This is a genomic window from Streptomyces sp. NPDC001443 (genome assembly GCF_053597355.1).
The window spans coordinates 13,813-40,158 of sequence record NZ_JBSFIA010000043.1; the positions used below are offsets into that span (position 1 = coordinate 13,813).

A 26,346-nucleotide genomic window follows, 5' to 3' on the forward strand; every position below is an offset into this window, starting at 1 on the left:
GCCCGGCCGGGCGGCTCAGGCGTACCGGCACACCGTGATGCCGTCGGCCGCGCCGCAGCCGACTCTCGAGTACCCCGGCACGATCATGTTGTAGTAGTGACCCCAGGTGTAGTAGCCGGGACTGTTGGTGTCGTGGTCGGTGGTGGCGTCGTAGGCGGCCTTCTCGCTGGCCCACTGTCCCGTGGCCGAGGTCGGACCCGAACTCGATATGTTCTCGGCGCCGTTGTTGAAGTTGTCGTCGTGTCTCAGGCCGCCCGCATGGGAAGCCGGGTTGTCGGCCCAGGCCTGGGCCCCCTGGGCGAGCCCGCTGTCCCAGGACAGGGGCCCCTGGTTGGCGCCCTGACGGACCGTGTTCGTCTGCGAGAGGATGGTGTTCTGGTCGCCGCCACTGATGTCGGCGGGCAGCCCCGTGGCATGGGCGGTGACGCCCGTGGTCAGGACCGTGCCCGCGCACATCAGCGCCGCCGCGACGGCGGCCGTGGCACGGCGGTGTGTACGGGAATTCTTCATGGTGACTCCCTGAGTGCAGGGCAACCCGGGCGGCCCGAGCGACGCGGGCGGCCTGAGCGACGAAAGCGCGCTGGAATGTGACCGGCGCGGGACCCCGGCCGTCGGAAGCGGCCGCGGAGCCGGCACGCGGGACGGCCCGGGGCCGTCGGTACCGAAAGTGATCGGTTCGGCGGCCCGCACGGCCGCCCTCGGCAGATCCAGCGTATGCCGAGGGGATTCGTGAGTCGACCGGAGGCGCGGCCGGAGCCCGGCCGGTCTCCGCGGCCGGTGAGCGGTGCCGCGCCCTGGGCGGCGCGGAGCACGACGGTCACCGTCGCGCCCCTCCGGATCGCCTCCCGTTCGGCTGCCGCTCACTCAAGAGTCCGTCCACGCGGACCTGTTGAGCCGTTCCGATGCGCCAGATGTCTCAACTCCCGAGTGGTGCCGTGCTCGACCGCTCCACCAGGCGCGTCGACAGCTCCGTGCGGGTGCCCTCCGGGCGGTGACCGTCCGCCATCCGTACCAGCAGGCGCAGTGCCGTCGCCGCCATCTCCGCCAGCGGCTGGCGGACCGTGGTCAGGGACGGACTGGCCCAGCGGGCCTCCGGGAGGTCGTCGAAACCGACCACGCTGACGTCGTACGGGACCGTCAAGTCCCGTTCGGCCAAGGCCTGGTAGACCCCGAGCGCCATGCGGTCCGAGCAGACGAAGACGGCCGTGGGCGGCTCGGGCAGCTCCAGCAGTTCCCGCATCCGGATCCGGGCGCCCGCCTCGTCGGGGCGGCCGTGGCGCAGGTACTCGGGCCGATGGCGCAGTCCGGCGGCGGCGAGGGCCGAGCGGTAGCCGGCGGTCCGGGCGCCGGCGCACAGCGTGTGCCGAGGACCGGCGATCACGGCGATCCGCTCGTGCCCGAGCGCGAGCAGATGCTCGGTCGCCGTGACCCCTCCCTGCCAGTTCGCCGCTCCCACCGACACCACGCCGGGCGGTGGCTCGACCGCCGGGTCGATCAACACGTACGGGATACGGAGCTGGTCGAGCCGGGCGTACTGGGACGGCGTCGGCTCGGCCAGGTTGAGCAGCACACCGGCCGAGCCGCGCGTGGTGAGCCGGTCCAGCCAGCCGTGCTGCGCCCGCGCGGCTCCCGGCCGGGGGGCGTCGGCCGAGACGACCACGTCCAGGCCGGTGTCCTGGGCCGCCTCCTCCACCCCGTGCAGCACCGCGCCCGACCGCGGACCGTCCAGCGCGGGCACGACGAGATCGACCAGCCGGGGCGTCCTGGTCGTGTCGAACCGCGGCCGGCGGACGTAGCCGAGCCGGTCCAGCGCCTCCGTGACCCGGCGGCGCGTCTCGGGGGCGACGTCGTCCCGGCCGTTGACCACCTTGGACGCGGTCGGCACCGACACCCCTGCCTCGCGGGCCACGACCGCCAGCGTCGGTCCGGCCGTCGCGCTCGCAGACCCCGTACGGACCATCGGGAACCACCTCTCTGGACACCGACGTACAGAAAGCGCTTACTATCCTAGGTGTGTCTCGGCGGGGATCAAGGGTTGCGCCGAAAATCGCCGGACCCGGCCGTGGACGTCCCGGGACGCCGTGCGGATCCCGTACGGCGTCCGTGCGGCGTCCGTGCGGAGGCTGCCGTCAGGCGGCCCTGGCCAGGTCCGCGTGCCGTACTTCGTGCGCCAGGGGCAGGCCCGCGGCCAGGCGTTCCAGCTCCTCGACGACGACCCGGCCGAGCCGCTCCAGCTCGTTGCCGAGCGAGCCCGCGATGTGCGGGGTGAGGAACACGTTGGGCAGCCGGTACAGCGGGGAGTCGGCGGGCGGCGGCTCGGGGTCGGTGACGTCCAGGACCGCGTGCAGCCGGCCGGAGACCAGCTCGTCGGTGAGGGCGTCCGGGGCGACCAGCGCGCCCCGGGAGGTGTTGATCAGCATGCCGCCGTCGCGGATCAGGGCGAGCCGCTCGCGGTCGAGCAGGTGCCGGGTCTCGGGCAGGTCGGGGGCGTGCAGGCTGACGATGTCGCTGCGGCGCAGCAGGTCCGCCAGTCCCAGCGGCTCGGCGCCCAGCGCGCGGGCTTCGGCGGGGTCGACGTACGGGTCGTGCAGGAGGATCTCGAAGTCGAACGGGCGCAGCAGTTCCAGCAGCCGGCGGCCGACCCGCGAGGCGCCGACGATCCCGACCCGGCGGCCCAGGTTGCCGGTGCGCGCGGTCTCGGCGGGGGACGGCTCGGCGTGGGTCTCGCGGTAGCGCTCGCGCCGGGCGAAGGCGTCCTTCCCGGCCAGCAGGATCATCGCGAGGGCGTACTCGGCGACCGGCAGCGCGTTGGCGGCGGCCGCGCTGGATACCGCGATCCCGCGTTCCCACACGGCCTCCCCGGCCACCGGGCGCACCGAGCCCGCGGAGTGCAGCACCGTGCGCAGCCGGGGCGCGGCGGCCAGCGCGCCGCCGTCCAGTCGGGGGCAGCCCCATCCGGTGATCAGGACGTCGGCTCCCGCCAGGGCCCGCGCGGCGGCGGGATCGGCGAAGTCGCGCACCACGAGCCCGGGGTCGATCACCGCCGTCCGCCGGAGCCGGTCCAGCAGGGGTGCCGGGAAGAGCCGCGGGAGGTGCGCCGGGTCCATGGCGAACACGGCCAGGGGCGGCTGGGCGCTGGTCATGACCCTCCTGGGGCGCGTAGGAAACGCTTTCTGCGAGCGTCTTCCAACGTAGATCCAGGCGGGAGGCGGGTCAATCGGCGGGACAGGCCCCCGGAGTCCGGGATCCGCGCCGACACCGGGTTCCCGGGGCTCGGGATCCGCGCCGGTTCGGGGCCCGGGCGTACGGCCGGCGTGCCGGGTGACGTGCGGCCGGTGTGCCGGGCGGGGCCCGGCCGGGGCCCGGCCGGGAGGCCGTACGCCGAACGGCCCAGCGACGGGCCCGAGCGGCGGAATACCGCGCGCCGATGTGGTGCTCTTGGCTTACCGGTGCGTGAGCGCGGCGAAGGGCTGGTGGGCAGATGACGGCAGACCGGACGGACCCCGTGGTCAGAACCCCGTACGGGGCGGTACGCGGCAGATACGAGCGGGGCGCCGCGGTGTTCCGGGGCATACCGTACGCGGCCCCGCCGGTCGGCCCCCGCCGGTTCCGGCCGCCCGTACCGCCCGAGCCCTGGGACGGTGTGCGGGACGCGGGAGCCTTCGGGCCGACGGCGCCGAAACCCCCGTACTCGGAGGCCTTCGCGCAGTACCTGTCCGACCCGGTGGTGGCGGGCGAGGGCTGGCTCAACCTGAACGTCTGGACACCGGAGCCCGGCCCCGGCGCCCGGCTGCCGGTCCTGGTGTGGCTGCACGGCGGCGCGCTGACCCGTGGTTCCTCCGCCGTGCCCGTGTACGACGGGCAGCCCTTCGCCCGGGACGGCGTCGTGTTCGTCTCGGTCAACTACCGGCTGGGTGTGGAGGGTTACGGACTGTTCCCGGACGCCCCGGCCAATCCCGGCCTGCACGACCAGCTGGCCGCCCTGCGCTGGGTGCACGAGTCGATCGAGGCGTTCGGCGGGGACCCCGGGCGGGTGACCCTGTGCGGGCAGTCGGCGGGCGCGATCAGCGTCGGCGCGCTGATCGCGGCCCCGCAGGCGCAGGGGCTGTTCCGGCGGGCCGTACTCCAGAGCGGGCCGCCGGAGGCCCTCGACCGGGACAAGGTGCGGCGCATGGTGCGCCGGATGGCGACCCGGCTGAAGATCCCCGCGACCGCCGAGGCCTTCGCCGCCGTCGACCCGGCGCTGCTGCTCAGGGCCCAGGCCGAGACCGGTCGCCTCAGCAGCCCGGTGCTCGGCGGACCCGCTTTCGGCATCGTCGTCGACGGCGACCTCGTGCCCCGCGACCCGCTGGAAGCCCTGGTCGAGGGCACCGTCGCCCGGGACGCCGACCTGCTGCTGGGCTGGACCCGGGACGAGTACCGGCTGTGGCTGGTGCCGGGCGGACTGCTGGAGCGCGTCGACCGGCTCGGCCCGGTCGCCCTGGCCGGGGCCATGGCCCGCTGCCACTGCGGCGGCGAGGTGGTGCGCGGCTACCGCGCCCTGCGTCCCGACGCGGGCACCGCCGAGATCGTCGGCCAGCTGGTCACCGACCACCTGCTGCGGATCCCGCTGCACCGGCTGGCCGACGCCCGGCCCGGATCGTCGTACGTCTACGAGTTCGCGTGGCCGTCGGGGCAGCCCGGCCTCGGTGCCTGCCACGCCCTGGAACTCGGCTTCGTGTTCGACACCGGCGAGGTCCCGGAGGCGCGCAGGCTCGCGGGCGAGGGCGCGCCGCGGGAACTGGCCGACGCGATGCACCGCGCGTGGGTGCGGTTCGCCGTCGAGGGAGATCCGGGGTGGCAGGCCTGGGACGCCACGCACCCGGTGCGGCTGTTCGGCGACGGCGACCCGTATGTCGTCCACGGTCCCCGGGACGCCGAACTGGCCCTGTGGGCCGCCGACGCCGGCGCTCCGGAACCCACGCCCGCGTCGGACCCGCCGTCCGGCCGCTCCGCACGCGGTATCGAACTGCGTTCGGCGGTACGGAGGTTGCGCCGCTCGGTCGGTGTCCGCCGGCACTGACCGCCCGTGCCCGGTCCGATGTCCCGTGCCTCGTGGGTGTCCCGTGCCCGGTCCGATGTCCCGTGCCTCGTGGGTGTCCCGCGCCCCGTCCGATGTCCCGTGCCCCGCCCGGGGCTTCGCGGCCGGGCCTACGCCACGGGACGCAGGGTCCGTGAGATCGCGGCGATCTCCTCGGGGCCGACCCGGCAGCAGCCGCCGATCAGCCGGGCGCCCGACTCCCGCCACCCCTGGACCTGTTCGGCGGTGAAGGAGGGGCGGCCCGTCCAGTCGCGGGCCTCGGCGTCCCAGGTCTCGCCGCTGTTGGGGTAGACGACCACCGGCTTGCCGGTGACGCGGGCCGCGGTGGCGACGGCGGCTGCCGCGTCCTGTGGTGCGCAGCAGTTCACGCCGACGGCGACGATCTCGTCCGCCTCCGCGGCCAGGGCGAACGCCTCCGCGAGCGGTTGCCCGGCCCGGGTGCGGTCGCCCGCGACGGAGTACGAAAGCCAGGCCGGCACCCCGAGCCCGCGCACCGCCCGCAGCAGCGCCGCGGCCTCGTCGGTGTCGGGGACGGTCTCCAGGGCCAGCACGTCGGGGCGGGCGGCGGCCAGCGCCTCCAGCCGGGGCCGGTGGAAGCGTTCCAGTTCGTCGACGCCCAGGCCGTAGCGGCCCCGGTACTCGGAGCCGTCGGCGAGCATCGCCCCGTACGGGCCCGCGGACGCGGCCACCCACAGCGGGCGCCCGACGCCCCGGGCGCGGGCCTGCCGGGCCGCCTCGCGGGCCAGTTCCACGCTCAGTGCGAGCAGCCGGACGGTCTCCTCGTGGCCGATGCCGTGCCGCGCGAAGCCCTCGAAGGTGGCCTGGTAGCTGCCCGTGATCGCCACGTCGGCGCCCGCCTCGAAGTAGGCGAGATGGGCCTCGGTGAGCGCCTCGGGCCGTTCGGCGAGCAGCCGGGCCGACCACAGCGCACCGCCGAGGTCGTGCCCCGCGGACCTCAGCTGGTTGGACATCCCGCCGTCGAGGACGACCGTGCCCGCGGCGAGGGCCTCGGTGAGAGTCGGGGCAGGAAGGTGGCTGCTCATGGGGCGACGCTAGCCGACGGGTCCGCAGACACACCGAGGACGGGGCCACCGACCGCTCCCTCCGACGTTTTTCGCCCCGCGTGACCCGTTGACCTCCCCGGAGCCCACCCTTACCTTTTCCGCGTTCGTCATGCCACATACCGTTCGTCATCTCGAACGGTCTCGTGTGTTCCCCCCCACCGAGAGGCAGTCCCCATGAGACGCGTCCACGCTGTCCTGCTCGCCCTGTGCTGTGCCCTCGCCGGTGTGCTCGGGGCCGCCGCGAACGCCCGCGCCGCGGCCCAGACGATCGCCAACGGCACCCAGTTCACGGACACTTCGGGCGCCGCCGTGCACGCCCACGGCGGCGGGGTCATCAAGGTCGGCTCCTACTACTACTGGTTCGGCGAGGACCGCAACGCCGACAACACCTTCAGGTACGTGGACGCCTACCGCTCCACCGACCTGAAGAACTGGGAGTTCCGCGCTCACGTCCTCACCCAGTCCAGCGCCGCCGAACTGGCCACCGCCTACATCGAACGGCCCAAGGTCATCTACAACGCGTCCACCGGCAAGTTCGTGATGTGGATGCACAAGGAGAACGGCACCGACTACAGCCAGGCCCGTGCCGCGGTCGCCGTCTCCAGCACCGTCGACGGCGGCTACACCTACCAGGGCAGCTTCCAGCCGCTCGGCTCGTACATGTCCCGTGACCTCACCGCCTTCGTCGACACCGACGGCACCGGATACATGGTCTCGGCGGCCAACGAGAACTACGACCTGCACATCTACCGGCTGACCGCCGACTACACCGGCATCGCCGCACTGGTCGCCAACCCCTGGGCGGGCGGCCACCGGGAGGCCCCGGCCCTGTTCAAGCGGGGCGGCGTCTACTTCATGCTGACCTCGGGCGCGACCGGCTGGAGCCCCAACCAGCAGCAGTACGCCACCGCGACCTCCCTGTCCGGCCCCTGGACGGCCATGACGAACGTCGGCGACTCCACGGCGTTCGGCTCGCAGACCGCGTACGTCCTTCCCGTCCAGGGGACTTCGGGCACCGCGTACCTCTACATGGGTGACCGCTGGGGCGACTCCTTCGGCGGGACCGTCAACGACTCCCGCTACGTCTGGCTGCCGCTGACCTTCCCGACCTCGACCTCGCTGTCCCTGTCCTGGTCCCCGGAGGTGACGGTCGACACGGCCGCCGGGACGGTGACCGGCACCGGCGCCACGTACAACACCCTGATCGCCAGGCACAGCGCCAAGTGCGCCGACGTGCCGAACCAGTCGCTCTGGCAGAGCGCCGCGATCAGCCAGTACACCTGCAACGGCGGCACCAACCAGAAGTGGTGGTTCAAGGACCTGGGCAGCGGCTACTACGCGTTGGTCGGACGGGGCAGCTCCCTGTGCCTGACGGAGAACGCCACCGCTGTCACCCAGGAGAACTGCACTGGCGCCACCGCCCAGCAGTGGTCGGTGACCGCCTCCGGCAGCTACGTCCTGGTCAAGGCGCGCGCCAGCGGCGAGTGCCTGGACGTGTCCGGCGCGTCCACCGCCAACTCCGCCGCGATCATCACGTACACCTGCAACGGAGCGACCAACCAGCAGTGGACACGCGGGACATGAGGACACCTCAGGCGAGCAGGTCGATCGCGTCGACCGAGGTGCCCGCGCTGAGATAGGACGTCGTGCCCGAGCCGCTCGCCACGTAGATCTTCAGCGTGTTGTAGGCGCTGGTGTCCGTCAGCCAGGCGGACGCCGGGACGCTGTAGGTGAACGTGTAGTTGTTGCCCCGGTACGAGCCCACGGTCAGCGAACGGGTGCTCGGCTGGGTGGGCGGCGAGGGAACGGCCGAGGTCCAGGTGTCGTTGACGACGACCTGCGGCCGGCCGTTGGCGTAGGCCGTCGTCACGCCGATGCGCAGGGTGTGCGCGGCGGCGGCCTGGGCGGCGGTCAGCTTGAAGTACACGATGATCCCGCTGTTGACGTCCTTCCACAGGTAGCAGGGGAAGGCCGACGTCTCCGTGCCGCTGCCGACCACCACGTTCCCGGTCCAGGACGAGGCCCGGACGTCGGACGGATGCGCGTACGTCATCAGGTCCGCGTTCTTGAAGCCGCTCGGGGAGCCGGTCCAGTCGCCGATCCGCCAGATCGTGCTCGCGTTGGACGGATCGTTCGAGGACGGGATCGCGATCGAGTTCAGGGTGGTCGTGCCGCCCGCCGTCACCGTCACCGACGTGGTGTACACGGCGAGTTCGCCCTTGAAGACGGTCAGGGTGTACGACCCCGGCAGCACCCCCGCGATCGAGAACCAACCGTCCGACGAGCGTGCCGGACCCCAGTACTGCGCGGCCGAGTTGGCCAGGCCCACGGTGTACGCGTAGGCGGTGTTCCGGCCGGTGATGCCGACGCCCGCGACCCGGCCCCGGCCGCTCGCGGAGACGTATCCGGAGATGCCCAGCGAGTCCGCCCACGAGGTGGTCAGGGTGCCTGGATAGAGCGACGAGGAGGGGGCGCCGCCGTCCGTGAAGGCGATGACGTACGGGCCCTGGAGGCCGAAGCGCTCCGACTCGGTCTGGTTCTCGCCGTAGTACAGGATCTCGTACAGGCCGCCCCCGTCCGTGCTCTGGTGGCGCAGCAGTGAGCGGTAGAAGGGGCCGCCGGAGGCCTTCTCGTGGTTGCTGCGCACGATCCACAGGCCGACGCCGCCGGTGGTCCAGCCGATGTAGTTGTAGTCCATCACCCGCAGCTTCGAGTAGTGCTTGGCGCGGGTCTGGCCGTCGGACTTCTTGAAGACGTCCGCGGACTCGATGACGGTGGGGGCGTAGGTGTATGAGTCCGGCTCGTCGTTGAGGAACAGGCCGGCCTTGACGCGGACGATGTAGCGGGTCGCGGAGACCGAGGTGTCGGCCTTGTTGGTCCACAGGTAGACGTTGTTCTCGCCGCTGCGGGCCGCGTAGTAGTGCTTCAGCGTGCCGTACGCGACCGAGATCAGGATCGTGGTGTCGGACTGGGCGATGGTGACCGTGGAGGTGCCGAGGCCGGACTCCACGTGCGAGTTCTTGCCGCCGTAGCCCTGGTACTCGGTGCCCTTGTAGACCAGCGAGGTCAGGTCGCCGTTGGTCTTGCTGACCTTGAAGACCAGACTGGCTCCGGTGTCGACGACGTAGTTGGAGCCGTCGTCGCTCCAGCCGAAGCTCGCGGCCGACGCGGTGCCGGCGAGCGGTCCGGCGAGGGCGGCCGAGCCGGCGGCGGCCGCGGTGCCGAGAACGAAGGTACGGCGTCCTAAGGATCCGTTCGGTGATCCGGACATGGGGGTGCCTCCTCCGGGAGGTGTGGGGGTGCGGGTGCGGTTGGCAGAGTGGCAGTTGAATCGATTTCGCGAAAGGGCTTTCACTGTCTGTGAGTCGGTGGTCGTGCAAAATCTGGCCATGGACTAGAAAGCGCTTGCCGATGGCGGTACCGTCCAGCGGCCAGGCCCTGTCCCCCGACGGAGGAGCCGCAAGTGAGACGTTTCGAGCTCGCCGTGCTGGCGGCGATGACACTGACCGCCGCCCTGCCCGCCGTACCCGCCCAGGCGCACGCCGGGCCACGGCCGTTCGGCCTCGACCACTGCACCGCCACCGCCTGCCACTTCGACGTCCCGCCCGGCACGTACGACGTGACGGTGCTGCTCGGCGGTGACGGCGCGTCGAGCACGAGCGTCGGCGGCGAGACCCGGCGCGCCCTCCTCCCGGAGACGGCGGCGGCGCCCGGCGCCCGTACCCTCCGCGGCTTCACGGTGGACGTCCGCACCCCCGAGGGGGAACCGACCGGCCCCGACGGCACCGCCGGGCTCGACCTGACGATCGGCGGCACCGCGCCCGCGCTGGCCGGCGTCCGGGTCGTCCCGGCCCGCCACCCCCGCCAGATCTTCCTGGTCGGCGACTCCACCGTCTGCGACCAGCCGGCCGAGCCCTACACCGGCTGGGGCCAGCAGCTCCCGCAGTACCTCCGCGCGGGCGTCTCCGTCGCCAACTACGCGGACTCGGGGGAGAGTACGGTCACCTACCTGGAGAACCCGCTGCTGTGGGCCACCGTCCAGCCGCTGATCCGCCCCGGCGACCTGGTCCTGGTCCAGCTCGCCCACAACGACAAGACCACCGACGAGGCGACCTACCGGGCCAACCTGGAGACGCTGGTCGCGGGCGTCCGGGCGAAGGGCGGGCGGCCCGTCCTCGTCACGCCGATCGTCCGGCGCTGGTTCAACGCCGACGGCACCCTCGACAACGACATCGCCCTCCTGGTCAACGGCCTCGGCGTGAACCACCCCGCGGTGATCCGCGAGGTCGCCGCCGCCGAGGGCGTACCGCTGATCGACCTCACGGCGAGGACGAAGGCACTGGTGGAGTCCCTGGGCGTCGAGGGCTCCAAGGCGCTGTACCTCTACAACGAGAAACGCGACAACACCCACACCTCCGTCCACGGCGCCACGGTGTACGCGGGCCTGGTCCGCGACGAACTGCGCGCACAGCATCTGGTGCCAAAGGGCAGGGTGCGGGTGGGATGAGAGCTCCGCAGCTCTGAGTCCCCGATGAACGCCTGGGGCGTCCCGACCGGAACCGGGGCGTCCCAGGCCCCGCCGGAAGGAGAGACCGCCGGATGCGGCTGCCCCCGCCCGACCACACGCTCAGCCCCGCCACCGGCTTCACCCGCGTCCACTGGGAGGCGGCCGCCGACGCCCTGCTCGCCGCCGTCGAGCCGTACGCCACCGGGAACCGCGCCCTCTACCATCTGCCCGGCCCCCGCCAGAGCTGGTCCGGCCGCCTCTCGGACGGCCTGGAGGGGTACGCCCGTACGCTGCTGCTGGCCGCCTTCCGCCGGGACGAGACCGCCCTCGGCCGCTACGCCGAGGGCCTCGCCGCCGGGGTCGCGGGGGTCTGGCCCCGGATCGAGGACCGCGGTCAGCCGCTCGTCGAGGCCGCCTCGATCGCGCTCGCCCTGCGACTGACCCGGCCCCTGTTGTGGGACCGCCTCGACGACACCGTGCGCGGGCGGGCCGCCGAGTGGCTGGCCGACGCGCTCACCGCCGAACCCTGGCCCTGCAACTGGGAGTTGTTCCCGGTGACAGTCGGCGGCTTCCTCCAGGAGATCGGCCACGAACCGGACGCCGCCCGCAAGGCGGTCGACCACGGGCTGGCGCGCATCGAGGACTGGTACGTCGGCGGCGGCTGGTACACCGACGGCGACGGGCGCAAGTTCGACTACTACAACGGCTGGGCCATGCACCTCTACCCGGTGCTGCACGCCTGGCTGGCGGACGACCCCCGCCTGCTCGACCTGTACGGCGGCCGGCTCGAACGCCATCTCGCCGACTACGCCCGCCTGTTCGGCGCGGACGGCGCGCCCCTGCGCCAGGGCCGGTCGCTGACCTACCGCTTCGCGACGGCCGCGCCGCTGTGGCTGGGCGCCCTCACCGGGCGTACCCCGCTGGCCCCGGGTGAGACCCGCAGACTCGCCTCGGGCGCGCTGAGGTACTTCCTCGACCGGGGCGCGGTGGACGGACGCGGACTGCTCACGCTCGGCTGGCACGGCCCCGACGAGTCCGTCCTCCAGGGCTACTCGGGACCGGCGTCCCCGTACTGGGCGAGCAAGGGCTTCCTCGGCCTGCTCCTCCCGCCGGACCATCCGGTGTGGACGGCGCCCGAGGAGCCCGGCCCGGCGGAGCGTGCCGACGCGCTCACCTCGATCCGGGCCCCCAACTGGCTCCTCCAGTCGACCTGTTCGGACGGTCTGGTGCGCCTCCACAACCACGGCAGCGAGGACGTGCGCTACGACCCCCACTACACGCGCCTCGCCTACTCGACCGTGACGGCGCCCTCGACGTCGTACGACAACAGCGTGATCGTCGGCGACGAGCCGGGCCGCACCGGCATCGAGCCGCTGGGCGTGGGCGACGGCTGGGCAGCCTCGCGGCACACCACCGCCTCCGGTGCCCGGGTGACGAGCCTGGTGCTCGCCCACGGAGCCGCGGAGGTGCGCGCCCATCTGGTGACGGGCGCGGCCCCCGGCACCCCGGTGCGGGTGACCGGGTGGGCGGCGCCGTACGGGGTCAGCGCCGAACTGCTGCCCGCCGTCGGTCTCGTGGACCCGGCGCACGCCGTGGACCGGGCGGGCGTCGGGGCGTCGGCGGAGCACGAGGATCCGGCGGACGGCGCCGGGCTCGTCGGGGTCACCGGCGACGGGGACACGCTCTTCGTGGCGCTGGCCCGGCTGACCGGTGCGCCGGACCCCGGACCGTTGGAGGAGACGGTGTCCGTACGGGTCGACGCGGCAAACGCGACAGACACAGCAGGGGAGTTGGACGTCGACTGGGGTCAGGGGCCCCGACTGCGGGCGCGGCTCGACGGGCACGGGGTGGAGGTCCATGTGCGGGAGTGAACTTCCGGGGCCCGTTACTCCGTTGCCCCGGTCCCGGGCGGCCACGAGAATCCCCGTATGACTTCCGTGATCCGTCATGTGACCGTCGACTGCGCCGACGCCTACGCCGTCGGCAGCTTCTGGTCCAAGGTTCTCGACCAGCCCCTGCACGACGACGACCACCCCGGCGACCCGGAGGCGCTGATCGAGGGCGCGGGCCTGCTGTTCGTCACCGTGCCGGAGGCCAAGGCGGTCAAGAACCGAGTCCACTTCGACCTCCAGCCGCAGGACCGCACCCGTGACGAGGAGGTCGAGCGGCTGCTCGCGCTGGGTGCCCGGCTGGTCGACGACCGCCGCAACGAGGACGGCACGGGATGGGCGCTGATGGCCGACCCCGAGGGCAACGAGTTCTGCGTGGAGCGCAGCGCGGCGGAGCGCGCGACCTGAGACACCGGTGCGGGCCCGCGCCCAGGGTGCCCGGCCCGGGTGCGCGCACCCGCGTGCCCACACCCGCGTGCCCACACCCGCGTGCCCGCACACTTCGGTCCGCGCCGAAGTGACACGGACCTGGCCTGCGGGTATGACCGTGAACCCGCGGGGCCGGCCGTCGGCCGGCTCGCCGACCTCGGCGTGCGCCGGATCAGCGTCGGCTCGCTGCTGTACCGGCGGGCGCTGGGCGCGGCGCTGGAGGCGGTGGCGGACATCGCGGCCGGCCGCGCTCCGGGCGGCACGGTACCGACGTACGACGAGGTGCAGGCGCTCGGCGACCCGGCCTAGACCCCGGGCGGTGGCGTCCCTTCCTCGCGCGGCCAGTGTTCCAGTGCCACGTGCAGGGCGTCGACGGCGCGGTCCCAGGACTTCTGCACGTCACGAGGGGCGCCGAAGCCGCCGCCCGCCTCCAGGGCGCAGTAGCCGTGGAAGGTGCTGCGCAGCAGTCGCACGGCGTCGGTGAGGTCGGGCTCGTCGAGGCCGTAGGCGCGGAGCATGCCGTAGGTGATCTCGGCGGTGCGCAGCAGGGCGGGGGAGCCGGCGATCACGGACGGGTCGACACGGCTCTGGGTGGCGGCGTACCGGCCCGGGTGGGCCAGCGCGTACGCGCGGTAGGCGCCCGCGAAGGCGGTCAGAGCGTCCTTGCCCGCGCGTCCGGCGACGGCCGCCGCGATCCGGTCGATCAGCTCGCCGCCCGCGGCCAGTGCGAGCCGGGTCCGCAGGTCCTGGAGGCTCTTGATGTGCGAGTACAGACTCGCGTCCTTCACCCCGAAGTGACGGGCCAGCGCGGACACGGTGACGTTCTCGAAACCGGCCTCGTCGGCGAGGTCGGCGGCGGCTGCGACGACCCGGTCGGTCGTGAGGCCGGCACGGGCCATGCGGTACTGCCTCCGTATCACTGGGCTGCAACCCGGAGCCTCCAGGGTGCAGCCCAGTCTAGGCAGTCCGCGTGTCGCCGCCGGTCAGCCGATCGGCGCGTACACCACGCCCAGCTTGTCGATCTCGTCGCCCGAGCGGCCGGTGAAGCCGACGATCTGCCAGCCGGACGGCGCCGTGAACGTCTTCGTGTCGGACGTGGCGGTACCGGCGATCAGGCCGCGGCCCTTGTCGGTGCCGAAGGCGGCCGAGAAGATCCGTGTCTGGCCGCTTTTCTGACCCTCCGTCAGCGTCACCGAGGTGAGGTGCTCGCCGGACGCCAGGGTCAGCGAGACCGCCGTACCGCCCGTGCCTCCGTGGGCCAGTGCCGTTCCGCCGTCGTGCGTCAGCGACACCGCGTCCAGCCGGGCGCCGCCGCGCAGGGTCAGCGTGCGCGGGGCGAGGGCGGCCGGCAGGTCGTCGGCGTCGTTGAAGGCCGTGCCGCCCGTGCCGCCGAAGAAGTCACTGGCCCTCAGCGCGGAGTTCAGGGTGTACGAGAAGTCGACCGTGTGCGGGAAGTGGTCGGAGAGGTTGCCGCCCGCCGGGTCGAGGAACTTCGCCCACTCGTCGTGGTAGCGGGTCGCGTCGAGCGTGACCAGCCTGCTGCCCCGGTAGAGGATCTTGTCCACCACCTCGCAGTCGTCGGTCGGCGCCGTCGTCGGGCACAGCAGCGCGTCCGCGCCCTGCGTCGGCCGGGAACCGCCCTTGACCAGCTTCACCCACGCGTCCGTCAGGCCGTTGCCGTCGGCGAGCGTGCGGATGTTGTCGCCGCTGCGGGTGTACCGGGTGTTCGTGTCGCCCATCACGATCACCGCGTTCCCCGCGGAGTTCGCCTGGACGAAGGCGGACAGCTGGGTGATGTTGGCGCGTCGGGCGGCCAGCGCGTCGTCGGTGTCGTCCGCGTTGGTGTGGACGTTGTAGAGGTCGACGAAGACGCCCTCGGCGAGCCGCACCCGCGCGAGCGTGAAGCCCTTCGGGGTCAGGCAGTCGGTGCCGGTGCAGTCGTTCCACCCGACCCGCTGGAAGTCCTCGAACGGGTAGTCCGAGAGGGTGTTGAGACCGTCGCCGATCCCGGCCCCGCCGCTGGTCGCGGTGCGGTACGCGTGGTCGTCGCCCGCGTACAGCGCCGCGTGGTAGTTGAAGTCCTCCTGGACGTTCACGATGTCGTACGCGCCCAGCCGCGGCGAGATCAGCGGGGTGTCGGTCGCCGGGTGGCCGGAGCTCAGCCCTTCCGGCAGGCCCGCGACGTTGTAGGTGAGGACGTTGAAGGTGCCGGTGCCGGTGCCGGTGCCGGCCGCCGCCGCGGGCGCCGAGCCGGCGGTGGCCAGGCCGGTGAGGGCGAGCGCGGCGGCCGCGAGGGTGCCGATGAGTCGTCTCATGGTGGGGGTGTCTCCGGTCGGGGAGGGGGAGGGTGCACCCGGAAAGAGGGGGGACGCACCCGGGGGAGAGCGGTGCGTGGATCGACGGTTCTCAGCGTGCGGTCAACCAGTGTGACGAACAAGGGTAGTTGGGGAAACTGTGAACGTCGTGCCGGGCACCGCCGGTCGTTCCTCCGGGACGGACGTCAGGCCCCTCCCAGTTCCCCCACCGCCCCGCGCGGGTGCGCCCGGCCCTCCGGCCGGCCGCCCGAACACCACCACACCATCCGGTCGTCCACGTACTGCGGGTGCATGCCGAGGTCGTGCTCGTCGCACACCGGCCAGGCCTGCCACAGGCGTTCGACGACCGACTCCTGCGCCGCGTCGACGACGGCCGCGAGCGCGTCGACCGGGTCGTCCCGGTCGAAGTCGTGGTCGAGGTCGTGGTTCAGCGGATTGCCGTGCCAGGTGCCGTCGGCCACCGCCACGTACACCTGATCCGGTTCGTCCTCCTCCGGACGGGGCAGCGCCATCAGCCGCAGTTCCCCCTGCCCCGGCAGGGTCACGGCCAGGTCCCGGTTGACCACGGCCAGCGCCTCCTCCCACAGCGGGTACGTGCCGGGCGGCACGGGGCGCGGGTCGAAGTCGGGGAGGGGACGGCGGCGTGGCGGAATCGAGTGCATGGTCTCATCGTGCCGCAGGCGCGACCGCGGACCCGATCGCCGGCGGACGTACGGTGGTCGACGACTTCGAGGCCCAGGGGGCAGGATGACACACGAGGGGCGCCGCGACGGCGGGGAGCACGACGGCGGCGCACCGCACGGGCGGGCGCACGAGAGACCGCCCGAGCCCGCGCACGGCCGACCGCACGATCCGCCGACCGCCGCCGAAGTCCCGCTGTGGCGGCAGCGGGACTTCGGGATCTTCTGGGCAGCGCAGACCCTCTCCGTCCTCGGTGACTCCTTCGCGCTGATCGCCCTGCCCCTGCTGGTGCTCCAGGCCACCGGTTCCCTCGCCCGGATGGGGCTGCTGACGGCGGTGGGCGGCGCGGCCTCGGTGCTGGCGGCGCTGTTCGCGGGGGCGGTGGTGGACCGGGTCGACCGACGCCGGCTGCTGATCGGCTGCGACCTCGTACGGATGGTGCTGTACGGGGTGATCCCGCTGGTGTGGCTGTTCGGGCCGCAGGTGTGGCTGCTCTACACGATCCTGCCGCTGTGCGAGGCCGTCGGCATGCTGTTCGCCGTCGGCTATGTCACCGTCGTGCGCAGTCTGGTGCGCGGCGTCCGGCTGACCGAGGCCAACGGACGGCTCAACGCGACCGCCGCCGCGGCCGGTGTGCTCGGCCCGCTGGGCGCCGGGCTGGTGGCCGCCTGGACGGGTCCGGCGGCGGCCGTCGGCGTGGACGCGGCCAGCTTCGGGGTGTCGGCCGCCTGCATGGTCCTCGTACGGTTCCGGGAGCGGGCCGGGGGCGGCGCGGACCGGCCGGACGAGCGGGCCGGGCTGTGGCGCGACCTGCGGACCGGGGTCTCCTTCCTGTACGGCCACCCCGTGCTGCGCGCGCTCACCGCCCTCCTGTTCGTCTTCAGCTTCCTCACCCTGGGCCTGAACGACCTGGTCATCTACCACGTGAAGCACGACCTGGGGCACGACGACGGAACGGTCGGCACGGTCATGGCCGTCGGCGCGATCGGCACGATCACCGGTTCCCTGCTGGTCGCCCGGGTCCGCGGCCGGTTCGGCTTCGGCCCCACCTGGACCGGTTCGGTGGCGGTGTGCGGGCTCGCGTTCGCCTGGCTGGGCCGGGCGGGCGAGGTACCCGTCGTCGCGGCCCTGAGCGCGGCCTTCCTGGCCTGCGTGGCCGTGGCGGGCACCTGCTCGCTGTCCCTGCGCCAGGAGGTCACCCCGGAACATCTGCTGGGCCGGGTCACCTCCGCCTTCTGGACCCTCCAGTACGCGGCCGCCCCGGTCGGCGCGGTCGTCCTGACCGGGGCGGCGGAGCGGTGGGGGACGGCGCCCGTGGGGTTGGTGGCCGGCCTGGCCTGTGTCCTGGTCGCGGTCGCCGCGCTGTTCACACCGCTGCGCGGACCGGCTCACGGCTGACCGGCCCGCGCGGCGATCCCGGACCGGTCAGCCCGTCGCGGTGAAGACGAAGGAGAACTCCGCGGGTTCGGCGTGCAGGAAGTACTGCGGGAGCGGGCCCGGGCCGCAGGACTGCGAACCGATGCCGTGCTGGCCGTGGTCGAGGTTGACCCACACCGTGTCGCCGGGCGTGAGGTCCGTCAGGTGCGCGGCCGTGTCCAGCTGTTCGGTCGTCCAGCGCCGGGCGGTGAACCAGAACTCCGGCTCGCCCTCGATCCGCAGGCCGCCGAGCTCCACCCAGCGGACGTCGGCGCGGGCGCCGTTCTCCTGCGGGCGGACGTACGGCGTCTGCATCCCGTCGACGCGGGACTCCCAACGAGTCACCAGGGACGCCGATCCGGTGTCCGGGTAGGCCTCGCCGGGGCCGCCGCCGTACCAGCGCACCCGGTCGGCCGAGGCGGGCAGCCCGAGGCGGACGCCGAGCCGGGGCAGCGGCAGCTTCCACTCGCCCTCGGGGGTCACGGACACCGTCAGCCGCAGCCGGTCGCCGTCCGAGGTCCACCGGTACACCGTGTTCAGGCCCACCTCGCGGGCGGCCGGTGCCACCCGGGTGCGTACCGTCAGCGCGTCGTCGGTCGACTCCACCGCGTCCAGGCGGTGTTGCATCCGGTGCAGCCCCAACTGGCGCCACAGCACGCCGTGCCGGATGTCCGACTGCCAGGGGGCGCCGTCGTCGTTGTCGGTGGTGGCCCGCCACACGTCCAGGCGCGGCCCGGTCAGTTCCACCCCGCCGACCGAGGTGAGCCGGCCGGTGCGGGCGTCGAACACGGCGGGCCCGAGGGTGATCCGGCCGTCGGCGCGTACGGGCCGCGCGGCGGGGGCCACCGGCACCGGGGTGCGGGGCGTGACGGCGAACTGGCCCCAGCCGACCACATGTCCGCGCGGCGCCCACGCGGTGTCGGCCGCCAGCAGCGCCCGTACCGTGCACCGGGTCTCCGCGTCCCCCGGCTCCTCGGGCGGATGCGGCAGCTTCACCTCGGCCGACTCGCCCGCCGCCAGCGCGGGGACGGCCAGGGAGCCCGACTCGACGCTCTCGCCGTCGCGCTCGTACGACCAGGTGAAGGCGAGGGCGGAGAGGTCGGCGAAGTCGTACCGGTTGGTCACCCGGACGGTGCCGTCCGGGCCGCCCTCGACGCGTACCGGCTCGATCACCTTCTTGTACTCGACGAGTCCGGGCGACGGCTCCCGGTCGGGGAACAGCAGGCCGTCGCAGACGAAGTTGGCGTCGTGCAGCTCCTCGCCGAAGTCGCCGCCGTAGGCGTAGCCGAGCTCCGGGTGCCTGATGCCGTGGTCGATCCACTCCCAGACGAAGCCGCCCTGGAGCCGGTCGTGGGCCTCGAAGATCCGCTGGTAGTCGGCGAGTCCGCCGGGTCCGTTGCCCATCGCGTGGGCGTACTCGCAGAGGATGAAGGGCAGTTGGCGCCGCCTGCGGGTGCCGCCGTCCAGGCCCTGGCCGATCCGCTCGACCTCGGCGTGGGAGGCGTACATCCGCGCGTACATGTCGGTGTCACGGCAGTCGGGGTCGCCCTCGTAGTGGACGAGCCGGGAGGCGTCCCGGGCGCGGATCCACTCGGCCATCGCGGTCAGTCCGCGGCCGGTGCCGGCCTCGTTGCCGAGGGACCAGACCACGACGGACGGGTGGTTCTTGTCCCGTTCGACCATGCGGGCCGCGCGGTCCAGCAGCGCCGGGGTCCAGCGGTCGTCGTCGGCGGGGTTGTCCCGCCAGCCCTGCTCGGTGAAGCCGTGGGTCTCCAGGTCGCACTCGTCGATCACCCACAGGCCGTACTCGTCGCACAGGTCGAGGAAGGCCGGGTGCGGTGGGTAGTGCGAGGTGCGGACGGCGTTGATGTTGTGCCGTTTCATCAGCAGCACGTCCGCCAGCATGGTCTCCGGGTCGAGGGCGCGGCCCCGCTCGGGATGCCACTCGTGCCGGTTGACTCCCTTGAACAGCAGGGGCCTGCCGTTGACCTGGACCAGTCCGTCCGCGAGGCGCACGGTACGGAAGCCGATCCGCAGCGGGATCCGCTCGCCCCCGGTGGCCAGCACCCCGTCGTACAGGCGCGGGGTCTCCGCGGTCCACGGCTCGACGGGGACGGTGACCGGCTCGCCGGTGGCGACGTCGACGCCCAGGTCGGGCACCGTCACCCGGCCGTCGACGTCGGAGTCGACGCGCAGGGTGCCCTCGCAGGTGGTGTGGTCGTAGGAGGCGTGCACGAAGAAGTCGAGGGCGCTGTCCGCCGGGCGGTGCAGCAGGGTCACGTCACGGAAGACGCCCGGCAGCCACCACTGGTCCTGGTCCTCCAGGTAGGAGCCGGCCGACCACTGGTGGACGCGGACCGCGAGCACGTTCCCGGCCGGCCGCAGCAGGTGCCCGACCGCGAACTCGTGCGCCAGCCGGGAGCCCTTGAACTCGCCGATGTCCGTGCCGTTCAGCCAGACCCGGGCGCAGGACTCCACGCCGTCGAAGCGCAGCACCGCGCCGCCCCCGTCGAGGTCCGGCCAGTCCTCGGGCAGGTCGAAGGAGCGCAGGTGGTCGCCGGTGGGGTTGTCCGTCGGCACGTGCGGCGGGTCGACCGGGAAGGGGTAGAGATGGTTGGTGTAGACGGGCGAACCGTGCCCCTGGAGCACCCAGTGCCCCGGGACCGTCACCTCCGCCCAGTCCCCGGCGTCGTACCCCTCCTCGGCGAAGGAGTCGTCCCGCGCGTCCGCGGTCGGCGACAGCCGGAAGCGCCAGCTGCCGTTCAGGGAGAGGGACGCGGCGTCCGAGGACGCGTACCAGGCGCGCGGTGGCAGGGCTCCGCTGCCGGGGGAGACGTCCTCGACGTAGTCGGTTGCGGTGACGGAAGGGCGAGCAGACATCGGTCTCCAGATCCTGGGTGGAAGGCGTCAGCCCTTGATGCCGGTCTGCGCGATCCCCTGCACCAGCCAGCGCTGGAGGAAGAGGAACACGAGGAGCAGCGGCAGCAGGGAGATGGCGGTCGCCATGAAGATCAGGTGGTAGTTGACGGTCTGGTTGGTCATGTACGACGACAGCGCGACCTGGACCGTCCAGGCGCCCGGGTCCTGGCCGATGACCAGTGGCCACAGGAAGGAGTTCCAGCCGTTGATGAAGGTGATCGTCGCCAGCGCCGCGAAGAAGTTCAGCGAGTTGGGCACGACGACCCGCCAGTACGCGCCCCAGTGGCCGAGCCCGTCCACCCGTGCCGCCTCCTCCAGTTCCTTGGGGAACCCCAGGAAGTACTGCCGGAACAGGAAGCAGGTGAAACCACTGAAAAGCCCCGGGATGATCAGGCCGCGGTAGCTGTCCACCCAGCCGAGCGACGAGACCAGCACGAAGCTCGGGACGAAGGTGACGGCGGTCGGCACCATCAGGGTGAACAGGACGGCGTAGAAGATCTTGTTGGCGTGCCGGTAGGGGATGCGGGCCAGGCCGTAGCCGGCGAGCGAGCACACCAGCAGGGTGCCGACCGTGTGCAGGACGCCGACGACCAGCGAGTTCACCATCGACCTGCCGAAGTCGACCGTCGGGTCGCGGAAGGGTTCGGTGATGTTGCCCCACTGGAGGTCGGTGGGGAAGAACTTCCAGTTCTCGCCGGTGATCTCGGGGTCCGTGGACAGCGCGTTGCGCACCAGCAGATAGAACGGGATCAGGAAGAGCAGGGCGGCGACGCCGATGGCGAGGTACAGGCCGGTGGAGCCCATCGGGCCGGTGTGCCGGACCCGTCGCGGGCGGCCGGAACGAGGCGGCACGGCCCGGCCGGTGCGGGGTGCGGTGGTGGTCACCTGGACTCCTCTCCCCGGCCGAATCCCATGAGCCTGCCCTGGAACAGGGTGACCACGCAGATCAGCAGGGTCAGCATGACCGCGCCCGCGCTGCCCGCGCCGTAGTCCTGGTTCTGGCCGAGGGCCATGTAGTAGAGCTCGACCAGTGGCGGCCGGCCCCAGGTGGTCTTCGACAGCAGGTTGAAGAACTCGTCGAAGGCCTGGTAGGCGGCCACGAGCAGCAGCAGGATCACGGCGGTCGAGGTCGCGCGCAGCTGCGGCAGCGTGATGTGCCGGAAGGTCTGCCAGCCCCGCTTCGCGCCGTCGATCTCGGCGGCCTCGTACAGCTCCTGCGGGATGTTCTGGAGGGCGGCCAGGAACAGGATCATGTAGAAGCCGGACTGGAGCCACAGCCGGGCGGTCACGAGGACCAGCCAGTACCACGGCGGGTCGGGGTCGGCGAGCCAGGCGATGTTGTCCACGCCGAACCAGCCGATGACGGTGTTCGCCAGACCGAAGCGGACGCCGTTGAAGAGGGACATCTTCCAGATCAGCGAGGCCGCCACATAGCTGCACGCGGTGGGCAGGAAGAACACCGAGCGGAAGAACGCCCGCATGAACCGCATCCGGTTCACCAGCAGCGCCAGGCCCAGCGAGAGCGCCCAGGTGGTGGGGACGATGAGCGCGGCGAACACGGTGAAGGTGACCAGCGCGCCGGTGAAGTTGCCGTTGTCCAGCATCTGCCGGTAGTTGGCGAACCCGGTGAACTTGTCGGGGGTGACGGTGAAACGCGCCTCGAAGAAGCTGAGCCAGACGCTCCAGCCGATGGGCACGTAGACGAAGATCACCAGGCCGAGGAGGAAGGGGCCGGTGAAGAGCCAGAAGTTGAGGGTGGGGCTGCCCCGCAGCCCCCGCCGCGGCCGGGCCGTGGTGGCCTCGGCCGGGACGGGGCGGGTACGGTCGAGCCTGCTCGTCGTCGCCATGTCGAGGTCGGTCCGCCGGCCTATCCGAAGAGCTTCTTGAGCTCGGCGGACACCGTCTTCTCGGCCGTGTCGAGCGAGGCCTTCGGGTCGCCGCCCTTGCGGACGCAGTCGGCGAAGACGTTCTCGGTGGCGGTGATCATCGCCTGGGTCCAGCCGATGTTGTCGAAGTGCCCGTACTCGCCGAAGAGTTTGACGCCCTCGGCGGGCAGACCGGACTTGAGCTTGGTCGCGGACGCGGCGATCGAGGAGCGCGGCGGGATGTGGAAGCCGTAGGACAGCGCCCAGTCCTCCTGGTACTTCTTCTGCTCGATCCACAGCCACTTCACGTACTCCTTGGCCGCGTCGACGTTCTTGCCCTTGGCGTTGACGAACATCGACCAGCCGCCGTTGTAGACCGAGGGCTTGCCGGCGTCGGTGGCCTTCGGGAAGGGGAAGACGCCGAGGTCGTCACCGAGGGCCTGCTGCATGGCCGGCATGGCCCACATGCCGCAGAACTGGATGGCGCACAGGCCCTGGTTGATCGCGGACGGGTCCCAGTAGTCGGCCGGGGCACCGAGCAGCAGGCTGCCGCTGGTGAACAGCTTGCGCATCTTCGTCAGGCCCTCGGCGACGCCGTCGGTGTTGAAGGCGGGCTGATTGTCCGCGGTGAGGGTGTCGGCGCCGGAGGACCAGATCAGCGGGTTGATGACCGAGTGCAGGTCGTTGCCGAGGAAGGCGCCCTTGACCTTGCCGGTGGTGAGCTTGGCCGCGGCCTCGATCAGTTCGTCGAGGGTCTGCGGCACCTCGACCTTCGCCTTCTCCAGCATCGACTTGCGGTAGAAGAAGAACTGCGGGTCGTCGATCATCCGGACGCCGTATATCTTGCCGTCGACCGTGTGCGAGGCGATGTCGGCCTGGTTGAAGTCGGACTTGACCGGGTCGACGATGTCGGTCAGGTCCGCCACCTGGCCGCTCTTGACGAGCTGGATCTGCGGGTGGAACTCGAACAGGTCGGGCGCGTTCGCGGTGAGCAGGGTGGCGAACAGCTTGCTCTCGAAGTCCGAGCCGGTGATCCACTGCGTGCTGACGTCGGCCTTCGAATACGCCTTCGCGTACTTCTTGACGGCCTGCTCGGTGCCCGCCTCGCCGTAGGCGTGGAAGTACTGCACGAGGTGCTCGCCCGAACCCGACCCGCCGCCACGGCCGTTGTTGCTGCCGCAGGCGGCCAGCGTGCCCGCGGCCGCCATGCCCGCGGCGGCCCGGAAGATCGATCGGCGGGACCAGTTGCTGTTGCTCGATGCCGACATGGTGACGTCCTTGTCTTGAGTGCGGCTGTGGCTCCACTGCTGCGCCGCCGCCTGGCGGACATTTGCGTTGCGGTGCGGGACGTTAACCTTCTGCTAAGGCTTCGGCAAGGGGTTGGACGAAGCCCGTCCGAAGCGTTGCCTCCGGTTCGGAATCACGAACAGGGCTCAGACACAAAGGAGTTGAGGACCGCCGACTCGGGTGAGCGGCGATCCTCGGTGGGCAGGGGCGACCGTGCCCGGGGTGGGCCCGCCCCGCACCTGCGAACGTCAGGAAGACGGTGCGGTACGGCTCCTCGCCGGGGTGGCGCGCCTGGGGCCGCGCTGCCCCACCGACTGGAGGGCGCCTTCCAGGGCGAAGGTCGCCGCGCCCAGGCACACCGGATCGGTGGGGATGGGCGAGAGGACGATCTCGGTGGCGGCCAGCGGACGCCGCAGCGCGTGCCGGGCGACGGCCTCGCGCACCTCGCGGGCCAGCGGCTCGCCGAGCCGGGAGGCGACCCAGCTGCTCAGCACGACCACTTCGGGGTTGAGGAGGTTGACCAGGTCGGCGACGGCGGCGCCGAGATAGCGTGCGGTGTCGCGGACCACCTTGACCGCCACCGGGTCGCCGGCCGCCACGCCCCGCGCCAGCGCGTCGATGGTGGCGGTCTGGTCCTCGGGGTGCAGCAGGGCGCTGCGCGGGCTCGACTCCCGCAGGTTCACCATGATCCCGGGCGCGCCGACGTACGTCTCCACACAGCCGTGGTTGCCGCAGTGGCACAGCCGCCCGTCCAGCACGAGCGTGGTGTGACCCCACTCGCCGGCGCTGTTGCTGACCCCCCGGTGCAGCCCGCCGCCCACGACGAGACCGGCGCCCACGCCGGTGCCGAGATTGACCACCACGGCGTCCTCGTGGCCCCGCGCGGCCCCGAACCACAACTCGGCGACCGCGCAGGCGCGCAGCGGATTGTCCAGATACAGCGGATAGGCGATGTGCTCGGCGAGCAGGTCGAGCAGCGGCACGTCGTGCCAGTCCCAGTTGGGCGCGTACTCCGAGAGCCCGGTGTCGCGGTCCACCTGCCCCGGCACACTGACCCCGACCCCGAGGACCCGGGCCGCCTCGACCCCGGCCTGGGCGACCACCGAGCCGACGGCGGCCGCGACATGGCCGACCACCTGCTCCGGCAGGCTCTCGCCGGGGCGCACGTCCTCCTCCGCGCGGGCCAGCACGTTCAGCCCGAGATCGAACAGCTCGACATGGACGTACGTCTCCGCGATGTCGACACCGATCAGCGCGCCGCCGGAGGAGTTGACGGCCACCAGGCCCCGGGGGCGGCCGCCCGCCGAGTCCTCGAAGCCGACCTCCGTGATCATGCGCAGCTCGAGCAGCTCGCCGACCAGCGTGGCGACCGTGGCGAGACTGAGGCCGGTGGCCACCGCCAGTTCCTGCCGGGAGGTGGGCGACGCGGCGATGATCTGGCGCAGCACCTCGTAGCGGTTGGCGGTGCGGATGTCGCGTGACGTGCGCTTCACCGAAAGCCCTCGTTCCTTCCGGTCCCGGCCGGAGCCACGTCGGCACCGGCGCGGCGTCAGGCTATGGGGGCGCCGGGCCTTTCGACAAGGGGTTAGGAAAGGGGGTGTACAAAGTCAGCCGCCGAGCAGGTCCCGTACGAACGCGTTGGTGAACTTGCCCGTCGGGTCCAGGTCCCGGACCAGGGCGCGGAAGTCGTCCAGCCGCGGGTAGCGCCCGCGCAGCCGCCCGGACGGCACGGTGAACACCTTGCCCCAGTGCGGCCGCGGGTCGAAGGCGTCCAGCACCTCCTCCACCCGCCGCACCACCGGCAGGACGGCGTCCGTGTCCTCGATCCAGGTGAAGTGCAGGGCCACGGTGTCCCGCCCGTACGACGGGCTCAGCCACTGCTCGTCCGCGGCCACCGTGCGCACCTCGCAGATCTGGAGCACGGGCGCGACGACCGCCCGGACCGCGTCGATCGCGTGCAGCGCCTCCAGGGCGCGGGACCGCTCGATCAGGTACTCCGACTGGAGCTCGGCGCCGCTGCTGGGCGTGAACTCCGCCCGGAAGTGCGGCAGCCGCTCGTGCCAGGGCCCCGGCACCCCGAGCTGCTGCGTGCAGTTGACCGCGGGCATCCCCGGCACCGGGTGCAGTGCCTCGGTGGCGGGCGTGGCCGGCGGGCGGTCGGTGAGCGGCTGGTCGGTGCGCCGCTTGAGCCACACCTGCCGGAAGCCCGGCTCACGCCAGTCGGTGAACAGGCTCACGCTGTACGCGGCAGCCATCACCGACTCGAAGTCCAGCCCCGCGAGCGGGAGTTCGGTGAACACCTGCTGCTCGACGGTGAAGGAGTGCTCCAGGTCGAGGGTGAGCGCGCCGACCACGCCGAGCGCGCCGAGCGAGGTGACCGCCCCGCCGAACCGGTCGTCCCCGCGCCCGAGGACGAGGGTCGAGCCGTCGGCGGTGACGATCTCCACCTCCCGTACGGGCGCCGCGAGCGGCCCGTTGCCGACGCCCGACCCGTGGGTGCCGGTCGCCACCGACCCGGCCACCGAGATGTGCGGCAGCGACGCCATGTTGGGCAGCGCGAGCCCGTGCAGGTCCACCTGCCGGGCGAGCTGCGCGTACCGGACGCCACCGCCGACCCGTACCGTACGGGCGGCCGTGTCGACGTCGATCTCGGCCGGCAGCGCGTCGAGCGAGACCAGCACCCCGTCGCCGCCGGGCTCCGCGATCTCGTTGAACGAGTGCCCGCTGCCCAGCGCCCGCACCCGCGCGTTCCCCGCCACGGCCGAGCGCAGCGCGTCCGCGGAGCGCGGCCGGTACACCTCCTTGGCGGCGTACGTGACGTTGCCCGCCCAGTTGCTCACCTGCTCGGCCATGCGGTCGTCCCTCCGGGAGGATCGAGATCGGAAAATCCCCGT

General features: G+C 72.5%; 20 protein-coding genes and 1 pseudogene. 7 read left to right on the forward strand and 14 right to left on the reverse strand.

Annotated features, from left to right (window positions below):
• Window positions 1–15 precede the first annotated feature (15 nt).
• The 3 genes from ACWC24_RS33925 to ACWC24_RS33935 form a co-directional block, all read right to left on the reverse strand.
• Window positions 16–510 carry a CAP domain-containing protein gene (locus ACWC24_RS33925; RefSeq protein WP_450666747.1) on the reverse strand — a complete coding sequence of 165 codons (495 nt, stop codon included), beginning with the start codon at window positions 508–510 and terminating at the stop codon, window positions 16–18.
• A gap of 406 nt (window positions 511–916) precedes the next feature.
• Window positions 917–1,960: a LacI family DNA-binding transcriptional regulator gene (locus ACWC24_RS33930; protein WP_450666748.1), complete on the reverse strand. Its 1,044-nt coding sequence runs from the start codon at window positions 1,958–1,960 to the stop codon at window positions 917–919.
• A 169-nt stretch (window positions 1,961–2,129) separates the two neighbouring features.
• Complete coding sequence (locus ACWC24_RS33935) at window positions 2,130–3,143, reverse strand: hydroxyacid dehydrogenase (protein ID WP_450666749.1); 1,014 nt, start codon at window positions 3,141–3,143, stop codon at window positions 2,130–2,132.
• A 338-nt stretch (window positions 3,144–3,481) separates the two neighbouring features.
• Here ACWC24_RS33935 and ACWC24_RS33940 point away from each other — a divergent pair, with 338 nt between their 5' ends.
• On the forward strand, window positions 3,482–5,062 hold the full coding sequence (locus tag ACWC24_RS33940; protein WP_450666750.1) for a carboxylesterase/lipase family protein: 1,581 nt from the start codon (window positions 3,482–3,484) through the stop codon (window positions 5,060–5,062).
• Between the two features lie 128 nt (window positions 5,063–5,190).
• Here the strand turns inward: ACWC24_RS33940 and mmuM are convergent, their stop codons facing one another.
• Window positions 5,191–6,123, reverse strand: a complete 933-nt coding sequence (mmuM, locus tag ACWC24_RS33945) for a homocysteine S-methyltransferase (RefSeq protein ID WP_450666751.1) — start codon at window positions 6,121–6,123, stop codon at window positions 5,191–5,193.
• A gap of 195 nt (window positions 6,124–6,318) precedes the next feature.
• On the opposite strand from mmuM, the gene ACWC24_RS33950 reads away from it, so the two are divergent.
• Window positions 6,319–7,728 carry an RICIN domain-containing protein gene (locus tag ACWC24_RS33950; protein ID WP_450666752.1) on the forward strand — a complete coding sequence of 470 codons (1,410 nt, stop codon included), beginning with the start codon at window positions 6,319–6,321 and terminating at the stop codon, window positions 7,726–7,728.
• 7 nt (window positions 7,729–7,735) lie between these two features.
• Here the strand turns inward: ACWC24_RS33950 and ACWC24_RS33955 are convergent, their stop codons facing one another.
• Window positions 7,736–9,415, reverse strand: a complete 1,680-nt coding sequence (locus tag ACWC24_RS33955; RefSeq protein ID WP_450666753.1) for a rhamnogalacturonan lyase B N-terminal domain-containing protein — start codon at window positions 9,413–9,415, stop codon at window positions 7,736–7,738.
• Between the two features lie 192 nt (window positions 9,416–9,607).
• Between ACWC24_RS33955 and ACWC24_RS33960 the strand changes: the two genes are divergently transcribed.
• From ACWC24_RS33960 to ACWC24_RS33975, 4 genes and pseudogenes are all read left to right on the forward strand, one after another.
• Complete coding sequence (locus ACWC24_RS33960; RefSeq protein ID WP_450666754.1) at window positions 9,608–10,651, forward strand: rhamnogalacturonan acetylesterase; 1,044 nt, start codon at window positions 9,608–9,610, stop codon at window positions 10,649–10,651.
• A gap of 92 nt (window positions 10,652–10,743) precedes the next feature.
• Window positions 10,744–12,522: a DUF2264 domain-containing protein gene (locus ACWC24_RS33965; RefSeq protein ID WP_450666755.1), complete on the forward strand. Its 1,779-nt coding sequence runs from the start codon at window positions 10,744–10,746 to the stop codon at window positions 12,520–12,522.
• Window positions 12,523–12,579: 57 nt separating this feature from the next.
• Entirely contained in the window at window positions 12,580–12,948 is a 369-nt protein-coding gene (locus ACWC24_RS33970) for a VOC family protein (RefSeq protein ID WP_450666756.1), read from the forward strand.
• Between the two features lie 141 nt (window positions 12,949–13,089).
• Window positions 13,090–13,278, forward strand: a pseudogene (locus tag ACWC24_RS33975) (isocitrate lyase/phosphoenolpyruvate mutase family protein); the annotation flags it as partial.
• Here ACWC24_RS33975 and ACWC24_RS33980 read toward each other — a convergent pair.
• The 3 genes from ACWC24_RS33980 to ACWC24_RS33990 form a co-directional block, all read right to left on the reverse strand.
• Window positions 13,275–13,868, reverse strand: coding sequence for a TetR/AcrR family transcriptional regulator (locus tag ACWC24_RS33980; RefSeq protein WP_450666757.1), 594 nt, complete (start codon window positions 13,866–13,868; stop codon window positions 13,275–13,277). The pseudogene ACWC24_RS33975 and the gene ACWC24_RS33980 overlap by 4 nt on opposite strands.
• Before the next feature lie 84 nt (window positions 13,869–13,952).
• Complete coding sequence (locus ACWC24_RS33985) at window positions 13,953–15,284, reverse strand: jacalin-like lectin (RefSeq protein ID WP_450666758.1); 1,332 nt, start codon at window positions 15,282–15,284, stop codon at window positions 13,953–13,955.
• A gap of 185 nt (window positions 15,285–15,469) precedes the next feature.
• Window positions 15,470–15,946 carry a hypothetical protein gene (locus ACWC24_RS33990; protein WP_450666759.1) on the reverse strand — a complete coding sequence of 159 codons (477 nt, stop codon included), beginning with the start codon at window positions 15,944–15,946 and terminating at the stop codon, window positions 15,470–15,472.
• Window positions 15,947–16,031: 85 nt separating this feature from the next.
• Here ACWC24_RS33990 and ACWC24_RS33995 point away from each other — a divergent pair, with 85 nt between their 5' ends.
• Window positions 16,032–17,363, forward strand: coding sequence for an MFS transporter (locus tag ACWC24_RS33995; protein ID WP_450666760.1), 1,332 nt, complete (start codon window positions 16,032–16,034; stop codon window positions 17,361–17,363).
• Window positions 17,364–17,390: 27 nt separating this feature from the next.
• Here ACWC24_RS33995 and ACWC24_RS34000 read toward each other — a convergent pair whose 3' ends face one another.
• From ACWC24_RS34000 to ACWC24_RS34025, 6 genes are all read right to left on the reverse strand, one after another.
• Entirely contained in the window at window positions 17,391–20,261 is a 2,871-nt protein-coding gene (locus ACWC24_RS34000; protein ID WP_450666761.1) for a glycoside hydrolase family 2 TIM barrel-domain containing protein, read from the reverse strand.
• A 27-nt stretch (window positions 20,262–20,288) separates the two neighbouring features.
• Window positions 20,289–21,185 (reverse strand): carbohydrate ABC transporter permease, encoded by an 897-nt coding sequence (locus ACWC24_RS34005; RefSeq protein WP_450666762.1) that lies wholly within the window; start codon window positions 21,183–21,185, stop codon window positions 20,289–20,291.
• Complete coding sequence (locus ACWC24_RS34010; RefSeq protein ID WP_450666763.1) at window positions 21,182–22,147, reverse strand: carbohydrate ABC transporter permease; 966 nt, start codon at window positions 22,145–22,147, stop codon at window positions 21,182–21,184. The genes ACWC24_RS34005 and ACWC24_RS34010 overlap by 4 nt, the downstream gene beginning before the upstream one ends.
• A gap of 20 nt (window positions 22,148–22,167) precedes the next feature.
• Window positions 22,168–23,433 (reverse strand): ABC transporter substrate-binding protein, encoded by a 1,266-nt coding sequence (locus tag ACWC24_RS34015; RefSeq protein WP_450666764.1) that lies wholly within the window; start codon window positions 23,431–23,433, stop codon window positions 22,168–22,170.
• A gap of 267 nt (window positions 23,434–23,700) precedes the next feature.
• The gene (locus ACWC24_RS34020; RefSeq protein WP_450666765.1) at window positions 23,701–24,945 is read right to left on the reverse strand and encodes an ROK family protein; all 1,245 of its coding nucleotides are present in this window, start codon (window positions 24,943–24,945) and stop codon (window positions 23,701–23,703) included.
• Window positions 24,946–25,059: 114 nt separating this feature from the next.
• Window positions 25,060–26,304 carry an FAD-binding protein gene (locus ACWC24_RS34025; RefSeq protein ID WP_450666766.1) on the reverse strand — a complete coding sequence of 415 codons (1,245 nt, stop codon included), beginning with the start codon at window positions 26,302–26,304 and terminating at the stop codon, window positions 25,060–25,062.
• Window positions 26,305–26,346: the final 42 nt, after the last annotated feature.